Raw genomic sequence first — 12846 nt, 5'->3', positions numbered from 1 at the left:
AAGCAGCTAACTGTAAGCAAATATGGCGTACTAATTAATACAGAACGTATCACCGGATAAGAATCGGATTGCCCTAAGCTAACCGTTGAAGCCCTGGACGGGCTGAGACGAGCCCCCAGGGATGGGTTTACGGCGTGTTGGCGTGGGCAATCCGATTCGCCAAGGTTGCACAGTATTTCTTTTAACTGCGGGCAAAACGGCCTAATTGCTGCTGGGTACGGGCGGTGCCGCTAAGCAGATCTTTGGCCGCCTGATCTATCGACGCCATCTGGCTGTAAGCATCGCTGGTAACCTGTTCAATCGCACTTAAATGCTGATGGGTTTGCTGATAGCGCTGCTCCAGTTGTAGCACGGTCTGGTTAATACTCTGGATGCCTGCTTTGGCTTGCTGCAGCTCTTGCTGCAACTGGCTGAACTCGTCACTGGTATCGGCAATTTGTTGCTGAGCCTGCTGCGCCTGCTGGTTCAGGCTTTGTGATTCATTGCGGGTTTCGCCGACCAGCTGCTCCATCTCATTTAAAAAACCGGAAATTTGTTTGGTAGCGTCATTAACCTTAGCCGCCAGGGTGCGCACTTCATCGGCCACGACAGCAAAGCCACGGCCGGCATCACCGGCGCGGGCCGCTTCAATCGCCGCGTTCAGTGCCAGCAGGTTCGTTTGATCAGAAAAGGTCTCTACCATCACCAGAATTTGCCGCACGTTTTCTGAGTTTTTATGCAGGCCGTTGATCGTGGCTGCAAAGCTGTCCAACAGCTTAACAATACCGGATAACTGGCCGCTTAACTGTTGCATCTGGCCGCTGGCGACTTTGGCTTTATCTACCGCTACGCCAGATACCTGATTCACCTCATCGCCATGTTGCACGATATCGGCCAGGTTTTGCAGTACCTGATCGCTTTCGCGGCGGATCTCGCCACTGCGCTGTTCAGTGTCTTGCAAATGGCTGCGGGTACTTTTAACGGCAGAGGAGACCTGCTCATTTACCTGATGGGTTTCGCGGGCTTGCTGGTGAATGTCGCCCAGCAATACGCCAAGCTGGCTGACAAACTGGTTGTATTCTTCTGACAGAGTACGAAATTCGTCATAGGTAAACGCCGGTAAGCGGTGGTTTAAATCGGTGCCTTTGCGGTTGGTGTCGTGCAAGGCCGACACCAGCGCTTTTACCGGCCGCACGATTAAATAGTGCATATAGCCAATGGTAAAGATAAAGGCGGTGAGACCTAACACCAGCAAAGCCCACCACTGCGTATCTGCGCCACCTTCCGGGTAAGCCAGATACAGCGCCAGCAAAAAGAAAATAGCTAAAAAGCCAATGTTGCCAATAATTTTACGGCTTAAGGTGCCAAAAAAGCTACGTTCTATAAACAGGTAAAGGGAAGTGAAACCATTCATAAGGTCGCAAGTCCTGCCAGGCTAAACTAAGGTAAAATCAGCATAACATAGCCTTTGGCAGGCTGCGACCCACAAGCGTTATAACAGCTTGATCTGAAACAAGACCAACTTAGATTGGTAATTTGCGGCTGATAAACCAGCCTGCAATCATTGCCACAATAAATACCAGGGTGGCCAGGCTGCCGCTGCTTAGCGCGGCTAATGCCGGGCCCGGGCAATAACCAACCAGGCCCCAGCCGGCACCAAAAATAGCCGAACCGAGCAACAAAGGTTTATCCAGCTCTTTTTTTGTCGGTAAATGAAAGTGCTCGGCAAAAAATGGCTTGTCTTTAGCGGCAACTAACCAGTAACCGCTGGCGTACACGGCCAACGCGCCGACCATTACCAGCACCAGGCTTGGGTCCCACTGGCTGTTTAACGTAAGAAAGCCCAGCACTTTGGCCGGATCAATCATCTGAGAATAGGCAATACCGGCTGACATTAGCAGGCCGGCAACGAAAGCGATAACGATAGGCATGGCTAGTATCCCCTTAAGTGATCAGTGCAGCAGGGTGGCAACCAGCATGCCACTGAGCATAAATATAATGGTTGCCGTGATAGAGCGGCCGGATAAGCGGCTAATACCGCAGATGCCGTGGCCCGACGTACAACCACTACCCCAGCCGGTGCCAACCCCAACCAGTAGCCCACCAACGATAAGCTGCCAGTTTAATACCGGTGTGCTGTAGCTAAAATCGCTTAGCAGCATACCTACCAGCACAGGGCCCAGCACAATACCGGCGACAAAGGCCAAGCGCCAGCTACGGCCGTCATTTGAAAACAGGGCTGAGCTGGCAATGCCTGAAATACCGGCGATCCTACCAGAGAAGATAAACAACATCAGTGCACCAAGGCCAACAAGGCCGCCACCCATTAATGCTTCTACCGGGGTAAAGTTTTCCACTTGTATCTCCTGTTATTGTTTAACGGCAAAACCGGCATCCAGCCAAGCCTGCATACCACCGGCTACTGAATATACCTGGCTAAAACCCATTCGTTGCAATGACTCAGTGGCCAACGCCGAACGGGCACCAGAGCGACAAATTAAATACAACGGTTTCTGTGCCAGTTGTGCCAGTGCCATCTCGGGCTCACAGCCGTTGGCAGCCACCACCGGGTGGTTATGAATATTCATCTCCAGCACGCCGCGTGGATAGTTGACCGCGCCAACAATATGATGCTGAGCAAATTCAGCCGGCTCGCGTACATCGATCAGCACCGTTTCGGCATCGGCGCTCAGTGCGTTATGCAAATCATTAATGCTTACTTCTTTGATCGCCGCTTTGGCTTCTGCAATAAGCTGTTGTGAGGTTTTCATATAAGACTCCTGTTAACTTACATTAAAGGACGGATTGATAAATAACCACTGCAGCCATTAGCACCAGGAAGATAGCAAAGGCGCGCTGCAACTGCTGTTTTGGCAAACGTTTGCCGACGGCACCACCAACATAGCTGCCGGCAATACCTGCCACTATCATTAAGCCAATAGTGCCCCAGTCAAATACCACCCCTTGGGCCGCCATAACCCAGTAATACTTGGCAAAACCCACGAAAGATTTCATGGCAATAATCACTAAGCTGGTGGCAACCCCCACCGGCATGCTCAGGCCACCGAGCAATACCAGCGCCGGTACAATTAAAAAGCCACCACCGACACCGACAAAACCGGTAACCACACCGACGATTAAGCCATCAATGATAATTTTAACCGGTTTAAAGGCTTTGCCATTACCCAGCTCACCCACCTTGCTGTGCCACATCATTACTGCAGCCACCAGCATTAACAATGAGAACACCAGCAGCTGCCAACGGGCATCCACTAGCGTACCCAGCCAGGCACCGCCATAGGTACCTAACATACCCGGGATACCAAACCACAACACGTGGCGCCAGCTGATTAAGCGCTGTAAGCCATTGCGCACCGAGCCAAATAAACTGATACCGGCTACAATTAGCAGCGACGACGCAATAGCCAACTGTGCCGGCATATGCAGCAAGTACAGCAGCACAGGTACAGTAAGGATAGACCCGCCGGAGCCGAATAACCCCAAGCTTAACCCTATTACGATGGCACCGAGTAAGGCTAACATAATGACTTTACCTTATATAACGTAATGGAATATGCTTATAACAATAATTGCATTCTAGAGTGATTTTGGCTAAGCTGCAATCAAAATTTAGCAAATACTAATTTAATGGGGGTTTATGGCCATGGCTAACGTGCATATCGAAATGTTTTTTGACAAGGACAGCGCCACTTTCAGTTATGTCGTGTCTGACAATAACACTGGTGCTGCTGCCATTATTGACCCGGTGTTGAACTACGATGCCGCAGCCGGCACGGTCAGTACAGAAGATGCCGACAAGATACTGGCGTATCTGGCTGCCAATAACCTTAAGCCAGTCTGGATCCTGGAAACGCATGCTCATGCTGATCATCTGTCAGCGGCGCATTACCTGCACAATAAAACGGCAGCACCAGTGGCGATAGGCGAGGGGATTAAAAAGGTACAGCAAACCTTTAAGCTGGTATTTAATATTGGCGATGACGAATTACTGGCAAAAGGCGACTACTTCGACAAGCTATTTGCCGACAATGAAACCTTTACCATTGGCACTGTGCAAGCGCAGGTACTTAACACCCCTGGCCATACTAATGACAGCGTCAGCTACCTGATTGACGGCAACTTGTTTGTTGGCGATTCTTTGTTTATGCCAGACTCCGGCACCGCCCGCTGTGATTTCCCCGGTGGCGATGCCCATATCCTGTTTCGTTCAATCCAGCGCATTTATCAGCTGCCGGATGATACGAACATTTTTATGTGCCACGACTACCAGCCCGGTGGCCGCGAGCTGAAATACCAAACCAGCGTACTGGAGCAAAAAACACAGAATATTCATGTTAAAGCCGACACGCCAGAGCAGGAGTTTGTGCAAAAGCGCGAGGCGCGTGATAAAACGCTGGCGGTGCCGCGGCTGATTTACCCGTCGGTACAGGTGAATATTCGCGCCGGTCAGCTACCCAAAGCAGAGCAAAATGGCGTTAGCTATATCAAGATCCCGTTAAAACAGCAGGGATAAAAAAAGGCCGGTCAGGGGTTGGGGCGCTGACCGGCCGAATACAACAAGAGGTACTAAGCAATTTCGATGTTAAAGCAGCAGAGCCCGGTCGACTTTGATATAACGCAATTTTACGCCGCTTAGCCCACTGTTGTCAGAAACAAAATGTAAGCTTTTATATCGGCTTTAACACTTTAGCGTGTTTCCTGCCTGGGTCGTTCAGCCGTAAGCTGGTAAACTGTCGCCAGATGTGTAGCTTTGGAGACGGCAGTGCGTTACCAGTGGATTTTATTCGATGCCGACGAAACCTTATTTCATTTCGATGCTTTTGCCGGCTTACAGTTAATGTTCTCCCGCCATGATTACCCGTTTGACAGCACTGAGTACGATTACTATCAGTCTATTAACCTGCCGCTGTGGCAGCAGTATCAGCAGGGCGAAATCAGCGCCAAACAGTTGCAGGTAAACCGTTTTACGCCCTGGGCGGCCAAACTGAATACCAGTGCAGCGGCGCTGAACAGTGCCTTTATGCAGGCCATGGCGGATATCTGCACCCCATTGCCGGGCGCCACTGAGCTGATCACGGCGTTAAAAGGCCGGGTTAAGCTGGGCATTATTACCAATGGTTTTACTGAACTGCAGCAAATTCGCTTAGAGCGCACTGGCTTTGCTGAGGTATTTTCACCGCTGGTGATTTCCGAACAAGTCGGCGTAGCCAAACCGCATATTGATATTTTTAATCATGCCTTTGCGCTGATGGGCAACCCGCCGAAGCAAGATATTTTAATGGTGGGTGATAACCCGCATGCCGATGTGCAGGGTGGCATTAACGCCGGCATCGATACCTGCTGGCTAAATCGTCACGGTGCCGCGCGGCCAGAAGGCATCACACCACATAAAGAGGTGAACGCTTTAGCGCAGTTGCAGCAGTGGTTACTTAGTGCAGAGTGTTAGTTAAGCGCTGGTAAAGCCGGGCAATTTTCGCTATAACCAGCGTTAGTTTTTTATTGCAAGGCCGCGCAGATGACAGAGCAGCATGTTCCCCTGACCGATTTTATTGAATACCCGCCCGAGCAAATGCTGGCGCGGGCCAAACAGCATCTGGCCGAGATCCGCCGGCGTCATTCAATTCGCAAGTTCGCTGACCGCCCGGTTGAGCGAGAGGTCATTGAGCAATGCATACTGGCGGCAGGTTCAGCGCCAAGCGGCGCCAATCATCAACCCTGGCACTTTGTGGCCATTCAAAGCCCGCAGGTTAAGCAGCAAATCCGCCGCGAAGCCGAAGCGCTGGAGCAAGGTTTTTACGCCGGCCGCGCCGGCGAAGAGTGGCTGGATGCGCTAAAACCTTTGGGCACCAATGCCAACAAGGCTTACCTGGAAACCGCCCCCTGGCTGATAGCCGTATTTAGTAAGAAGCGCGGCGGCATCGACGAGCAGGACGATAAAACCAACTACTACGTGCACGAATCCGTCGGCCTGGCCACCGGTTTTTTGCTGCAGGCCCTGCACCATGCCGGCCTGGGTACCTTAACCCACACACCAAAACCAATGAGCTTTTTAAGCAAAATTTGCGGCCGCGACAATGACAACGAGCGCCCCTTTATGCTAATTGTCACCGGCTACCCGGCCGAAGACGCTACAGTGCCGGAGCATGCGCTGAAAAAGAAAAGCCTTGCGCAAATTTGCAGCTTTTTGTAACGCGGCTTTGCTATAGAGATTTAGAATTTGGAGGTGAGATAATCAGCCTGTGAAAACGCTGTTGGTATACACCGGCTTAACGTTGCTGAGTTTTGCTGCATGCTTGTTTATTTTTAATTATTCCTTTAACCAACAGGCAACACCGTTTTTAGTGGAAGAGCAGCGGGTTGAAAGCGGCCTATTGATGTTACAGACCACATTGCCTGCCTATCTGGTGTGGTCAGTGATAATGAGCTTAGTGTTCTATTGGATTGCAAGGAAGCTAAAGAGCAATCGTTAACAAGTGATAAGTTTCTAAAACCAAAAGCCCGCTTTCGCGGGTTTTTCTTTTCTGGTTTGTTGGTTCTGCTTGATACGATAACCAGGCAACTCCGCAGTTTCTCTGGCGTTGCACGATTTTGCGGTCAAAAGTGCTGTTAACACTGCATATAAGCCGGTTGCCGGTTTTATTTACATGCTATAGATTAGGTACTAAACGCGAGGGGGGCAGAAATATAATGCACACTCGTTTTTCCAGGCAGCGAAAATAGAAGTTGAAGATTTATAGTTATTTTCTAATGAATTATCAATTCATGTTTCCTCTATCGGAATTGAGAAAACGAGCATGCGCAAGAACAAAATGTTAGGCACTTTAAATATGCTAACCATATGAAAACGTTAGTAATACTCATATTTTTGGCTGGTTTTTCGTTGGAAGTCTTTGGATATGAGAGCGAGCGTGTTGTTCTAGAAGTCCCGGTTGTAAAACAGGGAAAGCAGCTGTGTGGGCCTGCGACACTTCAAATGATTTTTCAGTATTGGGGAGAAAGTGACTATGACCAATACGATATAGCGAAATCGATGTTAAACCAGTTTTCAGGTTCGCAACGTTACATAAAATCAGGAATATTGCGCGGCACTCCAATTGATTGGTCAAAATACCCTGGAACCGGAACAATTAATATGCGTGAATTTTTAAAAAGGTTCGGTCGAGTTAAAAATGTAATGCTAGAAAATGAACCGGCTTCGCCTAGTGAGCCTGAACGCCTATTTAATAAAGTAAGAGAAAGCGTGTACAACGGAGCGCCAGTGATAGTTCATCAGTATTGGTCAGGCGTGGGGTCTAATGGACATTACAGAATAGTTACAGGCTATGATGACAAAAAACGGATTATCTATCTTAATGATGCACATGGTGGTGTTCGAGTGACACAAACATATGATGAGTTCATGATGAAATGGAATTTTAATCAACGTTGGCTTCACTACAACGCAATTTTCTTTGAGCCAACAAGTACTCCGTTGAACGCGACATTGTAATTGCCTAACAATTTGCTGTACTCGGACCTAACTACGCGCCGCAAACTTTACCACAAGCTTGCTCTGCTCCGCCGGGCCGGTAAGCAAAGCGTTAGAACTCATGAAACGTAGGTGCTGTCGTGTCACTGACGTATAGATGGCGAATGTTTGTCGCCAATATTTCCGACATTTTGTTAGAGAATAGGTTCTTCATTTAACCGAAGGAATCAGTTGTTAATGAAAATTAATGCAGCATTAGTTCTCGAAATACGGTTGCGTCGAGCTTGGACTCAAGAGCAGCTTTCTCAATTCTCCGGGCTGAGCCACAGGACAATTCAGAGAGTCGAAAAAGAAGCAACAGGGTCGCTCGAAACAAAAAAGGCGCTTGCTGCAACATTCGAAATTGATATTACTGACCTTGATTACGAGGAAGTACCTGTTATGAAAAAATATGAATATAAAACGGTAGAAGTACCCTTTAAGATGAGCCTTTTTAAGTCTGGTACGCCTGACATCCAGAATTTATTAAATGCTGAAGGCGATTCAGGCTGGAGATTGAAGGAGATCGTGTTACCGGCTACGGGGTTCGGCGAGTCTATCTCCATGGTAGTTATTCTAGAACGAGAAAGAATCGAATGAGTTCTAACACCTATGAGCCTTTTCGGAGTCAATAGGTAATACCGCTCTTCTGGCCGCGTCGTATATGCTGGCAAACCGCTGACAAACCCGTTCTCGTGAACTAAAGCGCCTGCTCACAAATTCGTGCACAGGCGCGGGATGTTTGCCTTGAACCATTCGTACTAACAGGATTTATAATGACTGGACCTGCAAAAAATGGAGTTTTAGTTTACTCCAATAATATTAATAACTTAGCTAAATTTTATACTGCGCTTTTTTCGATGCAGATCACACGCGAAACACCAGAGCTGGTAAGCCTGGTTAAAGACGGCTTTAATATCATTATTCATACGCCGCCAATTGCACTGCCACAAGCGGACTTCAATACCGTTAAATTGTTTATGACCGTGGATAACCTTGAAGCGGCAAAATTAAAGGCGCAAGAGTTAGGGGGCCAGGCTTTTGCAGGCGAGTGGTCTAATCCATTATTCAGGGTATGCAACATAGCTGACTCAGACGGCAACCCAATTCAACTGCGTGAGTTTACGCGATAAACAAGATGGCGCTATTAAAAAGCCCGCTTGTGCGGGCTTGGTTTTTTTATTGTTGCCAGGTTACCAGCCGCACTGCAGCCCTTTATTTTGCTCATCTAAATAAGCTTGCAGCGGGGCGAAGTAATCCAGAATCGCGGTAGCGTCCATCTCTGGTTTGCCGGTGACTACCTCAAGCGCTTGTTGCCAGGGCTGGCTTGAGCCCATCTCCAGCATCTGGTTTAGTTTGCTGCCGGCGTCTTTGCTGTTGTATATCGAGCAGCGGTGCACCGCACCTTCGTTACCGGCGATATCACACAGTGCCTTGTGGAACTGGAACTGCAGGATATGCGCTAAGAAATAGCGGGTGTAGGGCACATTGCCCGGCACATGGTACTTGGCACCCGGGTCAAAATCAGCTTCTGAGCGGGCTATTGGCGCGGCGACGCCCTGGTATTTCTCACGCAGCTGCCACCAGGCGTCGTTGTATTGCGCTGGCGTGATCTGGCCGTTAAATACCTGCCAGCGCCACTGGTCGACTAACAAACCAAAAGGTACAAAGGCAATTTTGTCCATCGCCATTTTTAACAGCAGGCCGATGTCTTTGCTTTCATCCGGCACCTTATCCAACAAACCAATTTGCTGTAAATAATCGGGTGTTACCGACAACGCTATGGTATCGCCAATGGCTTCGTGGAAGCCGTCATTCGCGCTTTCCTGGAAGTACACCGGTTGATCTTTATAAGCGCGCTGGTAGAAGTTATGCCCCAGCTCATGGTGAATAACCGAAAACTCTTCGCCGGTGCGCTGAATACACATTTTAATGCGTAAGTCGTCTTTGGCGTCTAAGTCCCAGGCCGAGGCATGGCATTCTACGTCGCGATCACGTGGTTTGGTAAACAGTGAACGCTGATAAAAAGTGTCTGGCAACGGCGCAAAACCTAACGAGGTAAAGAAGCCTTCGGCGCCTTTGACCATTTTTATTTCGTCATAGTTATGTTTGGCCAGAAGCTCAGTGACGTCATAACCCGGATCGGCATCTTCAGGGGCGACCAGATCGTAAATATTGCCCCAGCTTTGTGCCCACATATTGCCCAACAGATGCGCCGGGATCGGTTTATCCAGCGCCACTTTATCGGCGCCGTAGTGCGCAGATAACTTGCTGCGCACATGGCAATGCAAAGACTCATACAGCGGTTTTACCTGGCCCCAGACGCGGTCAAGCTCTTTAGCAAAATCATCAGCCGGCATATCGTACTTAGAGCGCCACATAGCACCGGTGTCGGCATAACCAAGCTCTTTGGCACCTTCATTGGTCAGCTCTATCAAACGGCTGTACAGTGGCCGCATCGGTTTGCTGATTTCGCGCCAGCCCTGCCACATCTCCAGTTGTTCGTCATAATCGCGGCTGCTGGCCATAATGGCTGACATTTCACCGAGCGATAAACAGCTGCCATCGGCTTTGCAATATTTACCTTTGCCATACATGCCGCCCAGTTCTGCGACAATTTTTGCCATTTCGGCGGTTTTCGCTGCATCCTGTGGTGCCGGTAAGGTCAGCGCCAGTTTGAGTTTGTCCAGCTTGCGCCTGCTGTCGGCTGATAAGGCTACCTGGTCAAATTTTGCCGCAGCACTGGCCAGATTGACCATTTCTACGGTGAGTTTTTCGTTAACATCGGCCGCTAACGAGGCGGTATCTTCGGTAATAAAGTTGGCATAAATCCATTCGGCGCGGTTGGACTCTTTATACAGCTGTACCAGCTTAGTCTCGGTTTCTGCTAAAAACGCCAGCGCATCAGCTTCAGTTAAGGCGCGCTGCTCCGCTTTGCTGGCCGTGGTGGCTTGCTGCTTTTCGCCACAGCCGGCCAGTAACAGCGCTGACCCCACTAAGGCGGCTGTCAGCGAAAGTTTAAAAGGTGTCATCGTGATCCCCTGTTATATGTTGTTATTGTAATAAGCGTTGCCAGTATAGTAAGTCTGTCGCGGGCAAGCCAGAAAGGCGGGCTTTAGTGCTGCTGTTTTTGCTGCAGCTGCCACATACGGGCATATTCGCCAGCGGCCGCTAACAGCTGCTGATGACTACCTTGCTCAGCTAACTGGCCGTTTTTCAGCACCATAATAGTGTCAGCATCGGTAATGGTTGATAAGCGGTGGGCAATGACCACACTGGTATGGTTGCGCGCGACGTCGCGCATGGCCTGCAAAATAGCTTGTTCTGAAGCCGAGTCCAGCGCTGAGGTCGCTTCATCAAACACTAAAATGGGTGAGCCTTTTAAAATCGCGCGGGCGATAGCAATACGCTGCTTTTCACCGCCGGAGACTTTTAAGCCACGTTCACCGACCACCGTAGCATCACCCTTGGGTAAGCTGGCAATAAAGCCCGCTAAATGCGCCAGCTTAATGGCCTGATCAATCTCGGCCTCGCTGGAATCGGGGCGGCCATAGCGGATATTGTCGCGGATGCTGCTGTTAAACAGCACGGTATCCTGCGGCACTATCGCAATAGCGCGGCGCAGGCTGTCCAGCGTTAGCGTGCTGATATCCTGACCATCAATACAGATCCGGCCGCCGGTTAGCGGGTAAAAACGGTACAGTAAGCGGGCGATAGTGCTTTTACCGGCGCCGCTGGCACCAACGATGGCGATCTTACTGCCCGCAGCCACATCAAAGCTCAGTTGCTGCAAAATGGGCCGTGGCGGCTGATAGCTAAAATCCACCTGGTCAAAGCGGATAGCGCCAGCGCTTAGCACTAAAGGCTTTGCATCCGGGGCATCGACAATTTGCGGCTGACGCTTAAGTAAGCCAAGCATATTTTCCAGATCGGTTAGTGCCCGGCGAATTTCGCGGTAGACAAAGCCTAAAAAATTCAGCGGTAAAAACAGCTGGATCATATAGGCATTTACCATCACCAGATCGCCCAGTGTCAGCTTTTGCTGTACCACTTCATCGGCTGCCAGCCACATTAGTGCGGTGATCGCAGCAGCAATAATTAGCGCCTGGCCCGAGTTCAGCGCCAACAGACTTAAGCGGTTTTTTAACCGCGCCGTTTCCCATTTGGCCAAAAAGCTGTCGTAGGTTTGCGCTTCATACTGCTCGTTATTAAAGTATTTAACCGTTTCATAGTTCAGCAGGCTGTCGATGGCGCGGCTGTTGGTGGTGTTGTCGGCCTGGTTGGCTTCGCGGGTATATTTATTACGCCACTCGGTAATCACTACGGTAAAAAAGATATAGATGCCAACGGCGACTACCGTTACCAGTGAATACAGCGGCGAGAACAGGGTGGCAAAAATCACGGCGACAGCCAGAATTTCAAACAGCGTCGGCGCGATATTAAACATTAAAAAGCGCATCAGAAAGCTTAAGCCATTGGTGCCGCGCTCGATATCGCGGCTGATGCCGCCGGTTTGCCGGTCCAGATGAAACGCCAGTTCCAAACTGTGCAGATGCTGAAATACCCTAAGCCCGAGTTTACGCATGGCATGTTCAGTTACGCGGCCAAACAGCGCATCACGTACCTCACCGAAAAACACCCCGGCAAAGCGCAGGCCGCCATACAACAGCAACAAGGCGACGGGCAATGCTAACAGCGGCTGCTGGCCGGTATCGAGCGCGTCGACAATGTATTTTAACGCCACCGGCATCAGTAATACCGCCGCTTTTGCGGCGATCAGCGCCAGCAAGGCCAGCAGTACCCGGTATTTAAACTGCCATAAATACGGCCATAACATGGCCAGCGTTTGCGTTAAATTGGTGGCTTCCGCGCGCTTAGTGGGTTCGGGCTGTTTGGCTGCAGAGCGCATACCGCGCATGGTTAATCCTTGCTACTGCTTCAGGCATAGGTGCAAAGGTAAGCGGTATCCACAGCAACCTGCAACTGAAATTTGCTGTTGGCCGGCACTTCAAACTGCTGGCCGCGGCTATAGGTTTGCCAGCCGTTGGCGCAGGGCAGCAACACCGTTAAGGCACCGCTTATTACTGTCATCACTTCGTGCTGGCTGGTGCCAAATTCGTATTCACCCGGTGCCATGACACCGACAGTGGCTGGCAGCTGCTCGCCGTTAAACGCGATAGAGGCGACTTTGCCATCAAAATACTGATTTACCTTAAACATATTTGAATTCCTGTTGCTGTCATCAACAGACAGTAAACCTGATCTGACTAAGGTTGCATAGGGCTTTTTTACTGTTTAGCCATCTTTATGGCTTATCCGCTGACGAGATAAGCACTATG

The 12846-nt window shown here is 49.9% G+C and carries 14 protein-coding genes; 6 read left to right on the top strand and 8 right to left on the bottom strand.

Annotated elements, in window-relative coordinates:
* Positions 1-181: 181 nt before the first annotated feature.
* The 5 genes from EYB30_RS09845 to EYB30_RS09825 form a co-directional block, all read right to left on the bottom strand.
* Positions 182-1393: a methyl-accepting chemotaxis protein gene (locus EYB30_RS09845; RefSeq protein ID WP_166838753.1), complete on the bottom strand. Its 1212-nt coding sequence runs from the start codon at positions 1391-1393 to the stop codon at positions 182-184.
* Between the two features lie 109 nt (positions 1394-1502).
* Entirely contained in the window at positions 1503-1910 is a 408-nt protein-coding gene (locus EYB30_RS09840) for a DUF6691 family protein (protein WP_166838752.1), read from the bottom strand.
* 21 nt (positions 1911-1931) lie between these two features.
* Positions 1932-2336, bottom strand: a complete 405-nt coding sequence (locus EYB30_RS09835) for a YeeE/YedE family protein (RefSeq protein ID WP_166838751.1) — start codon at positions 2334-2336, stop codon at positions 1932-1934.
* 12 nt (positions 2337-2348) lie between these two features.
* Positions 2349-2750, bottom strand: a complete 402-nt coding sequence (locus EYB30_RS09830) for a rhodanese-like domain-containing protein (protein ID WP_166838750.1) — start codon at positions 2748-2750, stop codon at positions 2349-2351.
* A 22-nt stretch (positions 2751-2772) separates the two neighbouring features.
* Positions 2773-3522: a sulfite exporter TauE/SafE family protein gene (locus EYB30_RS09825; RefSeq protein ID WP_166838749.1), complete on the bottom strand. Its 750-nt coding sequence runs from the start codon at positions 3520-3522 to the stop codon at positions 2773-2775.
* A 115-nt stretch (positions 3523-3637) separates the two neighbouring features.
* On the opposite strand from EYB30_RS09825, the gene EYB30_RS09820 reads away from it, so the two are divergent.
* The 6 genes from EYB30_RS09820 (at position 3638) to EYB30_RS09795 (ending at position 8640) form a co-directional block, all read left to right on the top strand.
* Positions 3638-4513, top strand: coding sequence for an MBL fold metallo-hydrolase (locus EYB30_RS09820; protein WP_166838748.1), 876 nt, complete (start codon positions 3638-3640; stop codon positions 4511-4513).
* 249 nt (positions 4514-4762) lie between these two features.
* Positions 4763-5446, top strand: a complete 684-nt coding sequence (gene yjjG / locus EYB30_RS09815) for a pyrimidine 5'-nucleotidase (protein WP_166838747.1) — start codon at positions 4763-4765, stop codon at positions 5444-5446.
* A gap of 69 nt (positions 5447-5515) precedes the next feature.
* Positions 5516-6190, top strand: a complete 675-nt coding sequence (locus EYB30_RS09810; RefSeq protein WP_166838746.1) for a nitroreductase family protein — start codon at positions 5516-5518, stop codon at positions 6188-6190.
* 648 nt (positions 6191-6838) lie between these two features.
* Complete coding sequence (locus EYB30_RS09805; protein WP_166838745.1) at positions 6839-7489, top strand: C39 family peptidase; 651 nt, start codon at positions 6839-6841, stop codon at positions 7487-7489.
* 216 nt (positions 7490-7705) lie between these two features.
* Positions 7706-8107 (top strand): DUF4177 domain-containing protein, encoded by a 402-nt coding sequence (locus EYB30_RS09800; protein WP_166838744.1) that lies wholly within the window; start codon positions 7706-7708, stop codon positions 8105-8107.
* A gap of 176 nt (positions 8108-8283) precedes the next feature.
* Positions 8284-8640, top strand: a complete 357-nt coding sequence (locus tag EYB30_RS09795; RefSeq protein ID WP_166838743.1) for a VOC family protein — start codon at positions 8284-8286, stop codon at positions 8638-8640.
* Between the two features lie 60 nt (positions 8641-8700).
* Here the strand turns inward: EYB30_RS09795 and EYB30_RS09790 are convergent, their stop codons facing one another.
* The 3 genes from EYB30_RS09790 to ppnP all read right to left on the bottom strand — a co-directional run bounded on the left by EYB30_RS09790 (position 8701) and on the right by ppnP (position 12727).
* Positions 8701-10539 (bottom strand): M2 family metallopeptidase, encoded by a 1839-nt coding sequence (locus EYB30_RS09790; RefSeq protein WP_166838742.1) that lies wholly within the window; start codon positions 10537-10539, stop codon positions 8701-8703.
* An 83-nt stretch (positions 10540-10622) separates the two neighbouring features.
* A complete protein-coding gene (locus EYB30_RS09785) occupies positions 10623-12425 on the bottom strand; it encodes an ABCB family ABC transporter ATP-binding protein/permease (RefSeq protein WP_166838741.1) in 1803 nt (600 codons plus the stop codon).
* A 20-nt stretch (positions 12426-12445) separates the two neighbouring features.
* On the bottom strand, positions 12446-12727 hold the full coding sequence (ppnP, locus tag EYB30_RS09780) for a pyrimidine/purine nucleoside phosphorylase (RefSeq protein ID WP_166838740.1): 282 nt from the start codon (positions 12725-12727) through the stop codon (positions 12446-12448).
* Between the last annotated feature and the right edge of the window lie 119 nt (positions 12728-12846).

The organism is Rheinheimera pleomorphica (assembly GCF_011634895.1).
Classification (GTDB): Bacteria; Pseudomonadota; Gammaproteobacteria; order Enterobacterales; family Alteromonadaceae; genus Alishewanella; species Alishewanella pleomorphica.
This window is presented reverse-complemented; position numbering and strand designations above follow the sequence as displayed.

What these genes read in the sequence shown, in the direction of transcription:
- EYB30_RS09845 (WP_166838753.1), bottom strand. Translation starts at nt 1,393, where the DNA reads ATGAATGGTTTCACTTCCCTTTACCTGTTTATAGAACGTAGCTTTTTT.
- EYB30_RS09840 (WP_166838752.1), bottom strand. Translation starts at nt 1,910, where the DNA reads ATGCCTATCGTTATCGCTTTCGTTGCCGGCCTGCTAATGTCAGCCGGT.
- EYB30_RS09830 (WP_166838750.1), bottom strand. Translation starts at nt 2,750, where the DNA reads ATGAAAACCTCACAACAGCTTATTGCAGAAGCCAAAGCGGCGATCAAA.
- EYB30_RS09825 (WP_166838749.1), bottom strand. Translation starts at nt 3,522, where the DNA reads ATGTTAGCCTTACTCGGTGCCATCGTAATAGGGTTAAGCTTGGGGTTA.
- EYB30_RS09820 (WP_166838748.1), top strand. Translation starts at nt 3,638, where the DNA reads ATGGCCATGGCTAACGTGCATATCGAAATGTTTTTTGACAAGGACAGC.
- EYB30_RS09810 (WP_166838746.1), top strand. Translation starts at nt 5,516, where the DNA reads ATGACAGAGCAGCATGTTCCCCTGACCGATTTTATTGAATACCCGCCC.
- EYB30_RS09805 (WP_166838745.1), top strand. Translation starts at nt 6,839, where the DNA reads ATGAAAACGTTAGTAATACTCATATTTTTGGCTGGTTTTTCGTTGGAA.
- EYB30_RS09800 (WP_166838744.1), top strand. Translation starts at nt 7,706, where the DNA reads ATGAAAATTAATGCAGCATTAGTTCTCGAAATACGGTTGCGTCGAGCT.
- EYB30_RS09795 (WP_166838743.1), top strand. Translation starts at nt 8,284, where the DNA reads ATGACTGGACCTGCAAAAAATGGAGTTTTAGTTTACTCCAATAATATT.
- EYB30_RS09790 (WP_166838742.1), bottom strand. Translation starts at nt 10,539, where the DNA reads ATGACACCTTTTAAACTTTCGCTGACAGCCGCCTTAGTGGGGTCAGCG.
- EYB30_RS09785 (WP_166838741.1), bottom strand. Translation starts at nt 12,425, where the DNA reads ATGCGCGGTATGCGCTCTGCAGCCAAACAGCCCGAACCCACTAAGCGC.
- ppnP (WP_166838740.1), bottom strand. Translation starts at nt 12,727, where the DNA reads ATGTTTAAGGTAAATCAGTATTTTGATGGCAAAGTCGCCTCTATCGCG.